At 38.1% G+C, this 17,233-nt stretch carries 14 protein-coding genes; 5 read left to right on the forward strand and 9 right to left on the reverse strand.

Features of this window, described 5'->3' with window-relative positions; all coding sequences use genetic code 11:
- Positions 1–63 precede the first annotated feature (63 nt).
- The 4 genes from HMPREF9455_RS09220 to HMPREF9455_RS09240 form a co-directional block, all read right to left on the reverse strand.
- A complete protein-coding gene (locus HMPREF9455_RS09220) occupies positions 64–1,020 on the reverse strand; it encodes a TIGR01777 family oxidoreductase (RefSeq protein WP_006799403.1) in 957 nt (318 codons plus the stop codon).
- Positions 1,021–1,140: 120 nt separating this feature from the next.
- Positions 1,141–1,710, reverse strand: coding sequence for a hypothetical protein (locus tag HMPREF9455_RS09225; RefSeq protein WP_006799404.1), 570 nt, complete (start codon positions 1,708–1,710; stop codon positions 1,141–1,143).
- Between the two features lie 226 nt (positions 1,711–1,936).
- A complete protein-coding gene (locus HMPREF9455_RS09235) occupies positions 1,937–2,989 on the reverse strand; it encodes a hypothetical protein (protein WP_006799406.1) in 1,053 nt (350 codons plus the stop codon).
- A 75-nt stretch (positions 2,990–3,064) separates the two neighbouring features.
- Positions 3,065–4,453, reverse strand: coding sequence for a hypothetical protein (locus HMPREF9455_RS09240; protein WP_006799407.1), 1,389 nt, complete (start codon positions 4,451–4,453; stop codon positions 3,065–3,067).
- Between the two features lie 475 nt (positions 4,454–4,928).
- Here HMPREF9455_RS09240 and HMPREF9455_RS09245 point away from each other — a divergent pair, with 475 nt between their 5' ends.
- Together HMPREF9455_RS09245 and HMPREF9455_RS09250 are read left to right on the forward strand one after the other, a co-directional pair.
- Entirely contained in the window at positions 4,929–5,594 is a 666-nt protein-coding gene (locus HMPREF9455_RS09245) for a DUF2461 domain-containing protein (protein ID WP_006799408.1), read from the forward strand.
- 73 nt (positions 5,595–5,667) lie between these two features.
- Complete coding sequence (locus HMPREF9455_RS09250; protein ID WP_006799409.1) at positions 5,668–6,930, forward strand: hemolysin family protein; 1,263 nt, start codon at positions 5,668–5,670, stop codon at positions 6,928–6,930.
- A 6-nt stretch (positions 6,931–6,936) separates the two neighbouring features.
- On the opposite strand, the gene HMPREF9455_RS09255 is transcribed toward HMPREF9455_RS09250, so the two are convergent.
- The 3 genes from HMPREF9455_RS09255 to HMPREF9455_RS09265 all read right to left on the reverse strand — a co-directional run bounded on the left by HMPREF9455_RS09255 (position 6,937) and on the right by HMPREF9455_RS09265 (position 9,688).
- Positions 6,937–8,415: a DUF3943 domain-containing protein gene (locus HMPREF9455_RS09255; RefSeq protein ID WP_006799410.1), complete on the reverse strand. Its 1,479-nt coding sequence runs from the start codon at positions 8,413–8,415 to the stop codon at positions 6,937–6,939.
- Between the two features lie 264 nt (positions 8,416–8,679).
- Positions 8,680–9,006: a DMT family transporter gene (locus tag HMPREF9455_RS09260; protein WP_044215922.1), complete on the reverse strand. Its 327-nt coding sequence runs from the start codon at positions 9,004–9,006 to the stop codon at positions 8,680–8,682.
- A gap of 76 nt (positions 9,007–9,082) precedes the next feature.
- The gene (locus HMPREF9455_RS09265) at positions 9,083–9,688 is read right to left on the reverse strand and encodes a TetR/AcrR family transcriptional regulator (protein ID WP_006799412.1); all 606 of its coding nucleotides are present in this window, start codon (positions 9,686–9,688) and stop codon (positions 9,083–9,085) included.
- 567 nt (positions 9,689–10,255) lie between these two features.
- On the opposite strand from HMPREF9455_RS09265, the gene dpp5 reads away from it, so the two are divergent.
- Both dpp5 and HMPREF9455_RS09275 read left to right on the forward strand, forming a co-directional pair.
- On the forward strand, positions 10,256–12,352 hold the full coding sequence (dpp5, locus tag HMPREF9455_RS09270) for a dipeptidyl-peptidase Dpp5 (protein WP_044215875.1): 2,097 nt from the start codon (positions 10,256–10,258) through the stop codon (positions 12,350–12,352).
- Positions 12,353–12,709: 357 nt separating this feature from the next.
- A complete protein-coding gene (locus tag HMPREF9455_RS09275) occupies positions 12,710–13,672 on the forward strand; it encodes an AraC family transcriptional regulator (RefSeq protein ID WP_006799415.1) in 963 nt (320 codons plus the stop codon).
- Between the two features lie 205 nt (positions 13,673–13,877).
- Here the strand turns inward: HMPREF9455_RS09275 and HMPREF9455_RS09280 are convergent, their stop codons facing one another.
- Positions 13,878–15,335: a fibrobacter succinogenes major paralogous domain-containing protein gene (locus HMPREF9455_RS09280; RefSeq protein ID WP_006799416.1), complete on the reverse strand. Its 1,458-nt coding sequence runs from the start codon at positions 15,333–15,335 to the stop codon at positions 13,878–13,880.
- 367 nt (positions 15,336–15,702) lie between these two features.
- On the opposite strand from HMPREF9455_RS09280, the gene HMPREF9455_RS20705 reads away from it, so the two are divergent.
- Positions 15,703–16,416: a S24 family peptidase gene (locus HMPREF9455_RS20705; RefSeq protein ID WP_006799417.1), complete on the forward strand. Its 714-nt coding sequence runs from the start codon at positions 15,703–15,705 to the stop codon at positions 16,414–16,416.
- A 116-nt stretch (positions 16,417–16,532) separates the two neighbouring features.
- On the opposite strand, the gene HMPREF9455_RS09290 is transcribed toward HMPREF9455_RS20705, so the two are convergent.
- Positions 16,533–17,000 (reverse strand): MaoC family dehydratase, encoded by a 468-nt coding sequence (locus tag HMPREF9455_RS09290; RefSeq protein ID WP_006799418.1) that lies wholly within the window; start codon positions 16,998–17,000, stop codon positions 16,533–16,535.
- Between the last annotated feature and the right edge of the window lie 233 nt (positions 17,001–17,233).

The following is a 17,233-nucleotide window of genomic DNA, read 5'->3' on the forward strand; positions in this document are numbered from 1 at the left end:
TATCTTAACAGGAAAAAAAGGAATGTAAGGTATGAAATAAATCATATATTCAATAAATGGCAATTAACCATTTATACCCTTCTGAGAACCGGACCCGACAAGCTGTTTTTTGTACTTTCTTCCTTTCAACAATGCGCTCAATGCCTCATCCAAATGTTCGAAAATAAAACGATAATGCAGATCGGAAAGATGCTGAGGAATTGCCCGCTGACCATCTACTACCATCGTGGCCGCTTCGCTCATAACAAGTTTCATTATAAATGCAGGCATGCGAAATATACGTGGTCGATAGAGGGTAGCTGACAATATATTGGAAAAACGCTTATTTGTCACCGGATTGGGAGCTGTAAGATTAAATATACCCTGAGCTTCGGGCATATCCATCAGGTAAATAATGGCATTCACCATATCCTGTATATGTATCCATGATATATACTGACTCCCTTTACCGAGAGTACATCCCAAGCCCAGACGAAAAGGCAAAGTAAGGATAGCCAACATCCCACCCTCCTTTGATAGAACGACCCCCGTACGCGATATGCAGACCCTCGTCTTGTCGCTTTGAGCTGCCAATGCCAATTCTTCCCATTTTTTGCATAATTGATGAGTAAATTCATCGTTAAACCCTGACTTCTCAGTCAAAATATTATTATTATCCTGCGCACCATAATACCCGATAGCCGAACCGGATATAAATACTTTAGGAGGTCTGTCACTGGCTTTTATCAACTCTGTGAGCCGACGGGTTATATTCCAGCGGCTATTACACAAACGCTCTTTCTGCTTTTTAGTCCAGCGTTTCCCGATAATAGGCTCTCCCGCCAGATTTATGACAGCATCGTACCCATCAAGAGACTTCATAGCTTGCAATGATGTACAAAATTTTGCCTGTTTCTCGAGCTTCTTCTCAGCCTTAAGCGGATTACGGCTCAGAACCATAACATCATGGCCTTGCCTGATGAGTGTCTTAACCAAAGCTGTACCAATCAGCCCTGTGCCTCCGGTAATAAAAATATGCATAGCTGTCTTTTTTTTGAGCAATGAGTTACTTATCTACTATAAAACAGCAATATACATCTTAATGTTTACCTGAGTCCGTTAATGTTTTCTTTTTTATTACGGCTTTTGATTATGAACTTTCTATTTTCCGTAAATGTAGTCTTTCAGCTCATTCAGTTCATAGGCAATCTGATCTTCCCATTCTTTTTGCTTAACCGGATCACCAGCCGAATTGGTTTCCTGAGTATATTTGCTTCTGCGGTCGAGAAATTCCGACATCACTTTCCAGTTCAGCTCATCAGCAACCTTAGTTCCCGAGATCAACAATTTTCGATTTTCTTTTAGCGCTTTTCGGAGTTCACGGGCATACACTTCACTCAAATCGAAAAGCGTTTGCTGGTAAAGTAAATATTGTTGTACATTACCGGTAGTATCAATCTGGGAAGTCGATTTAACCATATAATTACGAACATTTTTATTGAAATTCTTACTGACAAAGTTAAAACGGCTCACCTCATAGTCGATAGCGAAATCTGCCGAAGTGGCTCCGCTTTCCAGATTCTTTGTTTTGATACCAAAATCATCAACAATCAGCTTTTGTCTATCATTCCAATATACTCTGTCGTCATCCTTTTTTTGAGAATAAGCAACTGCGAAAACGAGAAGAAAAAAACTCAGGATAAGTAGTCTTTTAGATTTTAAAAGTTCCATAGCGGTATCATTTTATCGTTTAACGGATAAATGTATGGAAAATGCCATTATAGCAAAGGTAAAAGGCCGGTTATTATTAAGTTGAATAACAAAATAAAACTTATTTTTGCATACATTAAACTTGAGATATTCTCTGTTTATTTTCTTCTTGCGCTACAGAATCCTTTTTATATTAATGATATACTTTTATTTGTTTATCCGAATAAGCATTGCTTTACGGCCCGTTTTATCCCGCAGGCATAGCCGGCATCAATTTACAGCATCGAGCAAGTATCTGCAACCCATTCATCTGAAAAAGTGTCTGATTTTTCGCCCTTATAGAAAAATCCCTGCATAAAATAAAAGAAAGTGTAAGCAGAGGAAACAATCCTGTATTATTCATAGATGAACCATTAGATAGCCAACCCGGACTTTGTCCCGGTATTGTCCACCCCCTCATACTAAAAAGATAATCTACAATCCAGGGTCTTTCTATATCGGCCCGTGTAAATTTCAGGCTTATATCTACCTGTTCATTATCCTCACTCATGCAAGTAAAGGAAGTATCTGCCCAATTGAAAGAAACATCAGCTGGTGAAGCAAAATGAAGTGGTAATATATTTGACGGGCAATAAGTAAGCATAGGATTATTTACGCTGCTCTTTTCCAGCCTGGCCACCAAAGAGTTTGCATATAACAAGACCCGTTCAACAGGCAGGGTAGTACCACCGCCCGATGTATATAACTTCAATTTTCCTCTTTTTACCAGGTCTTCATTCTCAGTTTCTATCTGTTCTATTTGTTTTGTGCCTACGATACCGGATATGGTCAGCGATTTAATCTTTTCCTTAGCCCTTTCCACCGATTTGATACGCTCCGAATCGTCCGGTTTCATTTCCGGCAGCTGATTTTTTATTTCTTCAAACTCTTCATCAGATAGCATCCCATCTGCACTCCCATTGCTTACCGCCGTTTTTGTACTACGCACAGGTTGAGCAGGCAAGATCAAATTACGGTAAACGCTTTCTACCGTGTTGTTGGATGGAAAATAGTTATCACTCCACATCGGAATAGTATCTACCAGTGACGAGATATTTTCTATAGCGATTTGGCTTCCATCCGGATTATTTACCGACCAGGGATTAGCATACTGCGATTCTTCCAGAACATCGGGAGGCCATGAGAACAGATATTTAATCTGATCGCCTGCCGTACCCATAAATGACTGGGTTATAAACCCGTCGATGAGCAGAGCCCTCAGGGCTCGCTGTACGTTAGAGTCTTTTATGATTGGATTCATTTATGTATATATCATTAAGGTAAAAAGAGGTAGCAGAGGATATATATCCCATCCCCTGCCCCCTTATTCAGTTATTTATTGTGGTGGACATTCCGGCACAATAGTACTTAGCCATCCTATAATCTGCAAACCTTCATTTTTAAGCGTTTTTCCGTCAAAAGAGGATGCAAATTTCTTATCGCTACTACCATGCTCGTATCCCCCACTGATAGCGAATGGTCCCCATCCGAAAGAAGCCTTCGTTTTCAGTTTGCTTGTTATCAGCTCTGAATCCTCTTTCGAGAAATCTGCTTTTACGGACAAATCCCTTACAGCAATAAAACTGGTTGGCAACATAGGGAAAGGTGTGTTGAGTGGTTGATTTCTTGTTCCACTGGATAATCCTCCTTTTTTATATGCATTCCCAAGCGACCATCCTTTGATAGAATACAGCAAGTGATTGTACCACGGACGATTGATCTGCACACGGGTAAACTTAAATGACACTGTCAGATTTGTTGTCTGTTTACTCATCGATACATGTGAGTCTTCTTTATCGAAACTACCGCCTACATGCCATAATCCCCAACTGGCATTACCACCTGCACTGATTTTTGAGAAATCGGAATGTTCATTAGTCTTCAGAGTTTTAGAATCCAGAGTCACTGATGTCCATGTACTGGCGGCACTCGGAGCAAACCAGTTGGCTGGTATCGCATAAGCCGGATAGTATACACTATTCGGGTCGGATATATCTCCTCGCTGATATTTATCATATTGCAATTGCGCATTATTAAATACCTGACCGACCTGATTGTTTATATACTGAGCTTCAACTGCCAGCATATCTTCGACCCTGGCTTTCTGGGCATTAGTCCAGTCCTGATAAGCAGAGTCTGCCTTCGATATATACCTTGGGCCTAATAAGCTCCATTGTTTTTGATCTGCCGGCTTACTCATATCAAGGGCGAAATAAGCAGCTATCAAACTGGTCAATGCATCATTATATGCATCCATCTTACGCTTATAGTTAGTATAAACCGGAGAGTCTACCTTTACGGTGATAGGTTTTCCTTCACCGTCAAAGTCCGTACCATCTGCATGCAAAAAATTATACGCTTCTTCATATCTCTTTTTTGCATACTCGTCAATAGGTGGTGGTGTTACCGTTGCCTTAACAGTCAAGGGGTAAATACCCTTCGACAGAGTGTGTCCGTTTTCGGCAGTAATAGGATTGATACTAAACAAGCGGTCTACCAATTGCGAGAAATTTTGTACAGATTTTTCACTTCCATTAGGATTTGCCGGCGATTGAGGATTGGCAAAAGATTCGAGATCAATAGCTTGTCCGGGCCAGTTTAGCGACAAGTATATGTTTTGGTTCTGGCTTGTTCCCTGTAGCTTGAGGTCTGCAGGCGGATCAGCATAGGCACTAAACAACGTGTCATAAATAGACTGTAACATCATTTTATCGATGTCTGCCATAGTAGTAATGTTTTTAGATTAGTACTCTAGTAACTATATAGAATGCATTCATATATTTCATATTTGAAATGGGAATTTCCTTTCCCGAATATTATTTAATATAATAATTCAATATTATGTTACGAAAACTCTCAATATGATTTGTTAAAGCTATTTCTAAATACAGTCTAAATCTCAATAGATTTAGTAAGAAGGCAAATTGGGCATCGTTTGTTAATATTACAACATCGATTTTTAATAAAAGTTCATCATTTAAATAATTATTTTAAGTTAATTTTAAAAATATCACACAAATAGCCCGTAAATAGCTGTTAAAATCACAAAAAAATTCTGATGAATTATATGTTAACAAGGATATCCGTTTTTCTAAAATTTTCTATCGTTCATAATATTTGCTATAGAAAAAATTAAGTATCTTCACATTGTAAAAAAATGACAACAATTCGACAAACTAAAAAACGAAAACAATATAAACATGCTAAAAAAGGATACACTGGATTTCCTCGCCGCACTTAAGGAAAACAACTATCGCGAATGGTTTACCGAAAACAAAAAATGGTATGAAAGAGCACGTGCCGACTATGAAAAACTGGTAGGACAGACAATACAGGCAATAGCCACATTCGACCCTGAAATAGGATTGCTGGAGCCGAAAAAATGTATCTTCCGCATCTATAGGGATGTGCGTTTTTCTACAGATAAGTCTCCTTACAAAACGCATTTCGGGGCAGTATTCCGTCCACGCACACTTGATAAATCGTCAGGTTATTACCTGCATATCGACCCGGAGGAAAGTTTTATTTCGTGCGGGCATTATATGCTGATGCCTGATCAATTAAAAAAAGTAAGAAGAGGTATATATGACGACTTCGAACTGTTTCAGGAAATACTCAACGAAAAGCGCTTCAAAAAGGAGATAGGAGATCTTTACCGCGACGAGGACGCCTTGCAGCGTGTACCCAATGGATTCGACAAAAACCATCCCGCAGCCGAATATCTGAAATTGAAGCATTTTTATGCCTACAAGCCAATCCCTGCTGAAATGCTATTCAGTGACAACCTGATACCATACATCAAAGACATGTATAAACTGATGCAGCCATTGAGCGAATTTCTGAACGATTTAATAATGGAGGATTAACAAATATTCCTTTTTCTTAATTTGGAAAAAATAGCGATAGCCAATATCTTTACGGTATCAATAAAGAATATATATGGAAATCGCAATAATCGTTGCATTAATACTATTGAATGGTATTTTCTCAATGTCCGAAATAGCAGTTGTGTCTGCCCGTAAGTCCAGTTTGAATAATGAAGCCAAACGAGGAAACAAATCTGCCCAGTCTGCTGTAAATCTGGCTAATAACCCCAACCGGTTCTTATCTACTGTGCAGGTTGGGATTACCTTAATCGGAATCCTGACCGGTCTTTATTCGGGAGATGTATTAGCTGATGATTTTGCCAAGGTACTAAGTAATACAGGCATTCCTCAGCAGTATGTTCTGACCGTTTCAAAGGTGAGCATTGTTATTGTGGTTACCTATTTTACAATTGTCTTCGGTGAATTGGTTCCTAAAAGGATCGGTTTAAGTGCCGCCGAAAAGATAGCCAAATTTATAGCCCGCCCCATGCACTATCTCTCTATAGTCGCATCTCCTTTTGTATGGGTTCTCTCTAAAAGCACCTCTCTGATATTTAACCTTCTGGGCATTAAAAATTCGGACACAAAAGTGACGGAAGAAGAGATAAAGTCAATGATTCAGGAAGGAACCGAAGGGGGCGAAGTTCAGGAGGTAGAACAGGATATAGTAGAACGTGTTTTCACATTGGGCGACAGGGATCTGGAATCTATTATGACTTACCGGGGGGAAATAGTATGGATAGATACCGATATGACCAATCAGGAAATAATCGGGATTATACAGAATAATCCATTCGACAAATATCCTGTAGGTAATAAGGATCTGGATCATGTGGAAGGTATTGTGCACCTGAAGGATATGTTCGGAAAAATAGAAGACCCCGATTTTGATATTATGCAGGTAGTACGTCCCGTCCATTATTTTTACGAAAACATGGAAGTCTACAGCGCTTTGGAAGAAATGAAGATGAAGCATGTACAATACGCCCTTGTTTGTGACGAATTCGGTATCGTACGCGGTATCGTCACCCTTAAAGATATTCTGGAAGCATTGGTAGGAACAATCCTCGACCCGCATGAAGAACCCGACATCGTGCAGCGACAGGATGGCAGCTGCCTTGTAGACGGACAATGCTCATTCTATGATTTCCTTACTTATTTCAAAAAAGGCGATTTATATTCTAAATATGAATACAATACACTTAGCGGACTGATACTAGACTTATTGGAGCATATACCCAGAACAGGCGAATTATTGACATGGAAAGGATTCTCTTTCGAGATAGTAGATATGGATGGTGCGCGTATTGACAAAGTGTTGGTGAAAAGACCGTAACACCTGCTAAAATTTATATGTAAGCATCAAACGGCCCTCTGCTGTGGAAGAAAATACATTATCGAAATATTTATAATTCGTATCACGCGCGTAATTATAACCAATACCTGTCAGATAAAAACGGTCTTTCAGCTTCAGATCCATCCGCAGACAGACTACATTCAACACCGCTTGCGAATGGTCGCCTTGCGCATTCAGTGTTTTTTCATTCACTGTTTCCCAATTTATATCGCGTGGATAGCCTTTCCATGTAAACATACGGTATCCGTCGTCAGTCAGCGAAACACTGAATATATCCTTGTACGTAATACTGGCTCCCAATTTCCAGCTAAAGCCGCTAGCCAGATTATAATTACGGTCGTCAAGAATATAATGGTCGCTAAGAGTACCACCCAATATAATGGCATTGAAATGAGCAAAGGAGTCGAACACCCAGTTTGAAAACCGTTTGCTCTTATGTATCAGCCCCACCCCGAACGAAGCCGGCGCAGATATCTTGTAAGGTATGCGTGACGATACATCCGATATCGTATCGGAATCATAATAATCGAAATGCTGATATACTCCTATACTGAGAAAATCCTTCGAATTATCAATAAGTTCGGCCGAATATAGCCTTCCGGTAATATTAAGTTGACTAAGCATGGGTTGTGAGCCTTGCCCGTTAATATTAGCTTTGAATGTAAAATAATCGTATGGCTTATTTGTTTCAGCCTCGAATCTGTCGCCATATTCCACATTGATATTCGTAGCAAATCCAAGACCTTTATCTATCACGGGGTCTTCAAATTCCAAGACCCTCACCCCCATCGAAACTTCGACGCTTACATCAGGTACTCCAAACTGTTTGCCCGAAGTAGATCTTTTCCGCCAGGCATCTCCCGACATGATACGTGTGAGTCCACGCATAGGTGATATAAGAAATGCCGCAGCTTCGAGTCCGAAACGGGAAGAACCTGTACGCCTGTCGTCGAGAATCAGATCGGAAGTACGGTAAAATACTTCGCCTATAGCCATACCGCCTATAGGTGTAGCTATTATATCATTGGTAGAGGGAAATTCATTTTCCATAAACATTTCCCACATGGCACTCCCGGCTAAAGCCAAGCCTCCCGATTCCCAATAAGTAAGGCCGTTGGCCCGTCCTGCATTGAAGTGAAGATTGCCATGATAAGGGTGTGCAAACATATTTGTTTCCAAATTATCATTGTCCCAAATGAAGCCTTTCTTAAAGTTTCGCCTTACAGACTTCATGCTGATATAAGCATAATCCCCTTTCTTTACATACCTGTCGAATGCCCATAATCCGATATTGAAACCCACAGTGGTTCCCCCGGCACGATACCAGTTCTTTTTCGAATAATATGCAATATCGAGCGAATCGGCAAGTTTGGGTTTAGCTGTCTGGTGCCGCATGGTAATTTGCGAATACCCACTCAAAGAAATAAAGAAAAATAATATAAGGGAAAAACGGCAATTCTGCATTATTATATATGAGGTTAATCTTTAGTGTGTAAGATATGATTTTTACAAAAATAGAAGAAAACATAAATAAAGAGGTGCTATGTAAAAAAAGACAGAGGTGAACCCTGTCTTTTTAATAAAATTTCACACAACACCGATATTTAAAGACGCAAAATAAGTAATTAAAAACATCATATATCAAAATGTTACCTGCTCTATATTCAAATCAAAAATCCGCTATACCTTAGCGTCTTTCCGAGAAAGATTCATTACATATCCATATTATCAATGCGATACTGCTTTTAAACCAACTACCGATGCGATCAAGGTAACGATAAAAAATATCCGCATCAGATTGGCAGGCTCTTTAAACACAATGATCCCCAAAAGCACAGTCCCGGCAGCACCTATACCTGTAAATATGGCATACGCAGTACCCATCGGTATCGTTTGAGTAGCCTTTACCAACAATCCCATTCCCAATACCAAACATACTCCGAATGCGATATACCAATATGTGGATTGCGGAGCGGCTACGATTTTTGCTTTTGATATACAAAAAGTAAAACCTACTTCGAAAGCACTTGCCAATAATAAATAAACCCAACTCATATAAAATCTATTAAAAAAAAACATCTCGATCACATTAAACATTCGTTCAATATAGTTATAAAAAAATATACAACCTTTATTCCAACAATGCAATATAATGGCTTAAAGCGTTCTCCAGATTGCGGATCACACTTTGTCCGTCTGATGAAAAAATACTTTGAAACCATATACCATCGGTAAGTGTAAACAACTGGTTTGCCGAAATATTTACATCTATATCTACACGTATTTCATTTCTGTCGATACTATTCTTCAATGCATATTCCCAACCTGTACGCTCTTTTTCGGTTGTTACCCTGTAATTATTTCTGAAGATGGCGTCCCGTTGCATCACCTGATAAAACAAAAAGTGATAATTAAGCATTGAAACTTCTTTTACACTTCCGGTTTCCTCTACTATTCCGGATATAACTTTACTGATATAGCGGAAGCGATCGCACATAAATTCAACAAACTCAGTTACGCTATAATCCTTAGCCTTACGGATATCAAAATCAAATATCTGAATGAAAAACTTCTCAGTTACCTGTATAAACAACTCCTCCTTATTCTTGAAATAATGATAAAGAAGCCCTCTCGACAAGCCGGTAGCCACCTGAATATCAGTTATGGAAGTAGCATCAAAACCCTTTAACAACAGGAGTCCAAACGTTTTTTTTAATATAAGCTCTTCTGTATTCATACATTTCTATTGAACAATCGTTCAACAAAAGTATAATATTTAGAATGAATGGCCAAACTTTAATTATAATATTTATCATAGGAGGAAAACTTTATCTATATAATTATAGCTGATAGCTTTTTAGCTCTTAGTTTACAGCTCTTTGAAATATTGGAATAAGTGGTAAGTTTTAAGTACTGAGTACATGAGATACGAGTAGACAAAATACGAGATACAAGTTGTTAACTGATGACTGGTATATGTGTTAGCTTTGTTACCTTTTAGTGAAGGAGATGCTTCGCACCGTTTTGCATGACAAATAATTATTAATTATTCATACTTAATTATTTTCCGTTACTTCTGTTACTTTTTAACGACATACAGTTAATAAATAAAAATAGACAGGATAAAAACAATGAAAAATATGTCAGAAGTGTCAGGTTTTAACATTATATAATTAATTAACACAAAAATAGCGTAAGCAATTATAGTTGTCAATTTTCGTAGGCTTACCCTAGGTCTGTAATCTTATAAGTTGTGTGTATTACAAAAAACAAATATCTTTACATATAAAATTAATTAAACTATATGAATAAATCAATTATGGCATTATTACTCGGCGCATCAGTGGTTTCGTGTGGCGGTAAGTTTTCCGCAAAAATAGAAAATACGGAAGAAGATGCACCCCTGATCGGCAAAGCCACCGTAAAAGTTGAAAATGGCATTATGACACCTGAGGTACTTTACAGCTTTGGGCGTGTTTCGGATGTACAGGTTTCGCCTGATAAATCAAAAGTACTCTATGGAGTCACTTATGTAAGCATCGAACAAAATAAGACCAACCGGGAGTTATTCACGATGAATATCGATGGCTCGGACAAAAAGCAGATAACTCAAACTGCCAAAAGCGAAAATAATGCCGTATGGATAAAAGGAGGCTCTAAAATAGCATTCCTTAGTAGCGAGAGTGGTTCTTCGCAGATATGGGAAATGAATCCGGACGGAACCGAACGCATGCAGATCAGCGAGATAGAAGGGGGCGTAAATGGTTTTTCTTATTCACCCGATGAAAAGAAGATACTATATATTAAGAACATAAAGTTCGGAGAGCGCACAGCCGATAAATATCCCGACCTGCCTAAGGCGTCAGGACGTATTATAGATGACCTGATGTATAAACATTGGTCGGAATGGGTGGAAGAAATCCCTCATAGCTTTGTTGCCGATTATGATGGCACAAAAATAACAGAGGGCATAGATATATTAGGAGATGAACCTTACGAATGCCCAATGCTTCCATTCGGAGGAACAGAGCAATTGGCATGGAGTCCCGATAGCAAATCAATAGCATATACATGCCGCAAGAAAAAAGGGATGGAATATGCTTTATCTACTAATTCCGACATCTACCTTTATAACATAGATACTAAGGAAACTAAGAATCTTACCGAAGGGATGATGGGATATGACATCAATCCCGTTTTCTCTCCCGATGGCAAATATATTGCCTGGCAAAGCATGGAGCGCGACGGATACGAATCCGACAAGAACCGGATGTTTGTAGTGAATCTGGCTACTAATGACAAAATTTATGTAACCGAAAAGTTTGATTATAATACTGATTATCTGGCATGGAACGATAACGAAAGTATTTATTTCGTATCATGCGTAGAAGCCAAGACTCACATATTCAAAGCTTTTGTACACACTAAAGAAATAAACCGGATAACAAAAGGCGACTACGATTATGAATCTTTTGGTATAGCCGGAGACAAGCTCATCGCAACACGTCATTCTTTGTCAGCGCCAAATGAAATATATTCTGTAAATACAACTAATGGCGAAGCTACCGAATTGAGTTTCGAGAACAAAGAAATAATGGGGCAGTTAAAAATGGGTAAAGTCGAAGAGCGTTGGATAGCCACTACTGATGGAAAGAAAATGTTGACATGGATCGTATACCCGCCAAACTTCGACCCAAATAAAAAATATCCTGCCCTTCTATATTGTCAAGGTGGCCCTCAGAGTACAGTGAGCCAGTTTTGGTCGTATCGCTGGAATTTGCAGATGATGGCAGCAAACGGGTATATTATTGTTGCACCTAACCGCAGGGGTCTTCCGGGCTTTGGTCAGGAATGGCTGGAGCAAATCAGTAAAGATTATGGTGGACAGAATATGAAGGATTACCTTTCGGCTATAGATGCTATGGCTAAAGAACCTTTTGTGAATGCAGACAAACTTGGATGTACAGGTGCAAGCTATGGCGGTTTTTCCGTATACTGGCTGGCAGGTAACCATAATAAACGATTCAAAGCATTCCTTGCGCATGCCGGTATCTTCAATGTGGAAGCACAATATCTTGAAACAGAAGAGATGTGGTTCGCCAACTGGGATCTGGGTGGTTCGTTCTGGGACAGAAGTAATTCTATTGCACAACGGTCGTATGCTAACTCTCCGCACAAATTTGTGGAGAAATGGGATACTCCAATAATGATTTCACACGGGGAGCTGGATTACCGCATACTGGCGTCTCAAGGCATGATGGCATTTAATGCAGCCAAGCTGAGAGGCATCCCTGCTCGAATGCTTATATATCCTAACGAAAACCACTGGATAGCACAGCCTCAAAACGGAATATTATTTCAAAGAGAGTTCTTCCGCTGGTTCGACACTTATCTGAAATAGAAGATTAAGATTCGTTATATACAAAAGCTTATCAGATAGGTTATCTGATAAGCTTTTATATTTAGATAAACACAGGCTTGAACTACAATATAAAGGATATAGATATAGGAGTTTCTTCCATTCGTTTTTCATATTAAATAAAATCTATATTATTTTCATAATATATCTTATTATTTATATATCATTCTTCTTGTTTTTGCTAAATTTGCACTCGAGACTTACACTAAGAATAGAGATGGAAAATAGATATAATCACAGTGCGATTGGCCGATTTCGAGTCAATAAGAATATCTTTTGTGGAGAATTTAAATAAAAAGGATACCATACTTCCTAAATGTTATACCATATTTCCACTAGATGAAAATTATAAAGAATGATGTTATATATTTGCACCCGATATTGAGGAGAGACAAGACTGAGATGGAAGACAAGACAAAAATGTACGGAGAAAAAAAAGCTCTGTCAAAGGACAAGAAAAACTCTGTATATTCTTTTGGGTATGACTTTAATATTTGTATGGGAGAGAGTGCTCTTCCCGTTACATATACCCAGACATATCTTCCCATAGGAATCTTAGGCCTTTGCACTGAAGGCTCCGCTATAATAGATGTATACATGCAAGAACATCATTTGTCGAAAGGTGAATTAATGGTAATTCTTCCGGGACAGATAGTTTCGTTGAAAAGTAAGAGTCCTGATTTTTCGATCAATTATTTTACGGTATCACATTTGTTAATAAACGATGTTCTCAGTGGAGTCGCACGCCTTTCTCCTTTATTCTTTATACATATGAGAAGGAAGTATCACTATAAGCTATCTAAGGATGAAGTATATCGATTTTCTCAATACTACAATCTTTCATATAGCTGGGTGAAACCGGCCGACAATTTATTCCAGAGGGAATACATAGTCAATCTGCTGAGGCTTTTCTATCTTGATCTTTATAATAATTACAGGAACAATCTGCTATCCAAGAATGCCATTAGGGATATTGATAGCCGTAAAGAAAAGATCACATACGATTTCTTTCTCCTGATAATGCAATATTTCAGAGAAAACAGAGAGATTGCTTTCTATGCAGAAAAGCTCCATATTACACCTAAATATCTGACTTCGGTGGTAAAAGATGTCAGTGGTAGGCCGGCAAAGGATTGGATTGTAGAATACAGCATTATGGAGATAAAGTCTCTATTAAAAAATCCGGCATTGAATATACAGGAGATAACCGTGAAGACCAACTTTTCTAATCAGGCTTCTTTAAGTAGATTTTTCAAGAAGCATACAGGTCTGTCTCCTACACAATACAGAATGGATAAATAAGAATAAACAATATAATATATATGTAGTTTTGTAAAGTTTGTGTTAAGGTTGGGTCCTGTGAGTCGAGAGATTCGCGGGACTCATTATTTTTCTAGCTAAGAACTATATCTAAAACAGAAAGGCACATGCTCACGCATATGCCATCCCAACCTTAAGACAAATTAAAAAAACTACACAGAGTAGATAAATCTTATTTTATACTGAATTATTCTTTTATACAACGTATCGAACTCCCCTTGGCCCTATTATCGGTTGCATCTACCTGAATATAATAGGATTTAAAAAACAGCCGATATACAGTACTATAAAAAGCCGTTGCCGACCAGTTATACCCTTCCAATCCTACCATTGTCAGATTCCCTGTCGCTGGATCACGATACCCCGCTGCCGGATAATATCCTGCCACAGTCCATTCCTCTCCCTTACCTTTATCGAAAGCAGGCCCGCCACCGCCTAAACCATTCCAAGGAGAATTGCTGCCTGATCCACTCCGGGGCACACGCCATCCTTTCGGGCAAGGATCATAAGTACCTTTTGTATTATCCGTATCATTCCACAAATAGTTATTCGTTGTGCCAGAGTTGCTATACCAATCCTGATTACCGTCAGTACTATAATAAAATGTATATGGATTAATAATAGAAGTCGGCATATTAAGACTATTATTCACTTTGCTCTTTCCGATAGTGACATTTCCTCCGGGCAAAGTATAGAGTAAGATTTCCAAATTATCATCTACAGCAGAAGAACCTGGAAAGGGATCTTTTCTTCCCCATTGATAAAGCAAGCCCAATGAACCGATATTACCTGGTGTCGTATTTATCGCACCTAAGTTGCGATCCATAAATATCGTATTATTATATACTTTCTCTCCAGCCAATACATCAGGATCATAATTCGTCACCCATATATGCCAACTCCACCGTATCACATTATTTATTCTCACAGCTACAACCGCATTACCTTGTAAATTATTACTATTAGTTGTAACCCTCAGCATTGAAGCCGTGCCTTTATCACCTGAGGCAAGGGTAACCTCCTTTATCAGGTCTTTTTTATCTTGCCATAATAATTCTACACTAACAGTCCCCTGCAATCCCACTTCATTTAGATTCAACAACTGATTCCAAACTGCATATGCCTTTATAACAGGGATATCTATTGTTTTATTATAGCCGACAATAAATGAATTTGACAGTTTCAGCGCCGCAGGATCTGTCATACTGGATGGTGCATTTGGTTCCACCGGCACGCTCCCCGGATTATCTCTGGTAGGTATACTGTCAGATAGTGTTCTTAGCACAGCCCACTTGTCCCCATCCCATAAATATAGCCCTGGAACGAAAGGGCTTGTTTTAGTCATATTATAAACCAGCAGACCTATATTTTTCGATTTCTCGCTATCATACCCGGTCTCTGTCGGATTAACAAAAGGTTCTAAGGTTTTCAAATTTACTAATGCCACCCGAGGCAAGATAAAACCTCCCGTTTTACATGTTACATTATCGGCGTCCGGCTCCTGTTCTTTTAACTGCAATAATCCTGCTTTAGCTGGTGCCGATCCTAATCCTATTGTAACCTGTGCTTGAAGATCAATTGTGTGAAGAGCTAATGTAACAAACCCTAATAAAGTAAATTTGAGTGTTTTTGTGCAAGTTTTCATATATGAATAAAATTATTTTCGTTTGCATCATATGTATGTAGCTCTTCCATATAGAAATATTCCTATTCTTGGGATAACCCTTTAAAATACAAGTTATTGTTTTGCATAGTAACCAAGAAGCGCATTTGTATATTTTGTGATTTCCTATTAAAATTTCCGCAAAATTAAAGAAATATTTCTCAATTAAAAACAAATAATATGAAATAATTCTACATTAACCATTTTTTACTTTATCTTTATTTTACAGGCGAAAAATTAACTTTTTTGGTATTTCAAGAATTAAAGTTATTTTTGTTAGAAATCTTACAAACTATATTGCAATTATACCTCAATAGGTATAGTTATAATTCGTTATCGATTACACACAATGAACAAAAACTTAACTCAAAAGGACAGGATTATACAGTTCATAGACAAACAGGGGATTAGTAAAAATAAATTTTATAATCAGACTGGAGTCTCTAACGGTACTCTGGACAAGAAAAGCGGTATAACAGGCGAGACAATAGCTAAAATATATACAGCATACCCTGAAATAAATCTGGAATGGCTTATTTCGGGTGAAGGTGAAATGATAAAATCATCGCTATTCTGGTCATACGACAACTTACAGTCGGTACGGGAACAGTACGCCGCTGTAATGAATATAGACCCGGCAACTGTTTCTGACAAAAATCTGCTCAAAGCAGAATCTCCTCTGGAGTTTATACCGATATTCTCCTATAAAGGATCACACAAGTGCCATGGATATCTATCTATACCAAATTTAAGTTCATGTGATGGGGCCGGATTTGTGAAGACAGACAGCATGTATCCCTTGATAAAACCGGGAGATATTGTATGTTATAAAACAGCAAATCACACCAACGACATTTATTGGGGTGAAATGTATATCATATATCTCACCATCGATGGAGAAGAATTTCTCACCATTAAAAATTTAGATAAATCTGATATAGGTGATGACTTTATAAGGCTTTCCGGATACAATCAGAAATATCACCCAAAAGATGTGCCGATAAATAGTATACAATGGAAAGCAATAGTAAAGGCCTGCATCAATTACAATTCGGTGCTATAATACTGACGAGCATATGACCAAATAGACAGCCTATCATTCTATTTACTCTAACGGATAAAAAGGGATACTCTAAATCATTAAAGTATCCCTCTCTTATAGTATCTGTAATATTTCTCTTAACTATTGAAGTGATATAGAAATATTACTGTTTCTTCCAATGCATTCTTCGGGCAGTCTTTTATTTCCAGGACAACCTTCAATTCTGCTTTGGCTATTCCCCTCAGGTTAACAAGGGATGCCAGGGTAACCCGTAAACGTACTTCACTATCGACAATTACTGCCTGATTAAATTTCAATTTTTCGATACCGTAATTTATCAGCATCTTTATATTGTTTACCTCTATTATCTGATCCCAAAGATAAGGCAAGATAGATACCATGAGATATCCATGTGCAATTGTACTTTTGAAAGGACTCTCCACCTTCGCTCTTTCTTCATCCACATGAATCCATTGATAATCAAGCGTAGCTTCTGCAAATTTGTTGATGCGGTCTTGAGATATTTTCAGCCAATCAGAAGTCCCCAGTTCTTTTCCTACATACTGCTCAAAATCGGCATAGGAATTAATAATAAGTTTAGCCATAAAAAGTTAATTAACAAATACAGCATAAAAATATCTATATTAAACGATATTACCAAATAAACACAATAAGGATTATAAAATTAACTATATTTTAATCGATGGACAAGCTATCTTATTAAAATCGGCTTCAGACAACATTATCAAATCTAAAACCTGACAAACCTGACACTATTTTCTTCTTTTTTATTTGTCCGTTTTCTTCACAACCCTTTTTTGTTACACTGAATATCACT

Origin of the sequence: Dysgonomonas gadei ATCC BAA-286 (assembly GCF_000213555.1) — a bacterium.
In the GTDB taxonomy this organism is placed as follows: domain Bacteria; phylum Bacteroidota; class Bacteroidia; order Bacteroidales; family Dysgonomonadaceae; genus Dysgonomonas; species Dysgonomonas gadei.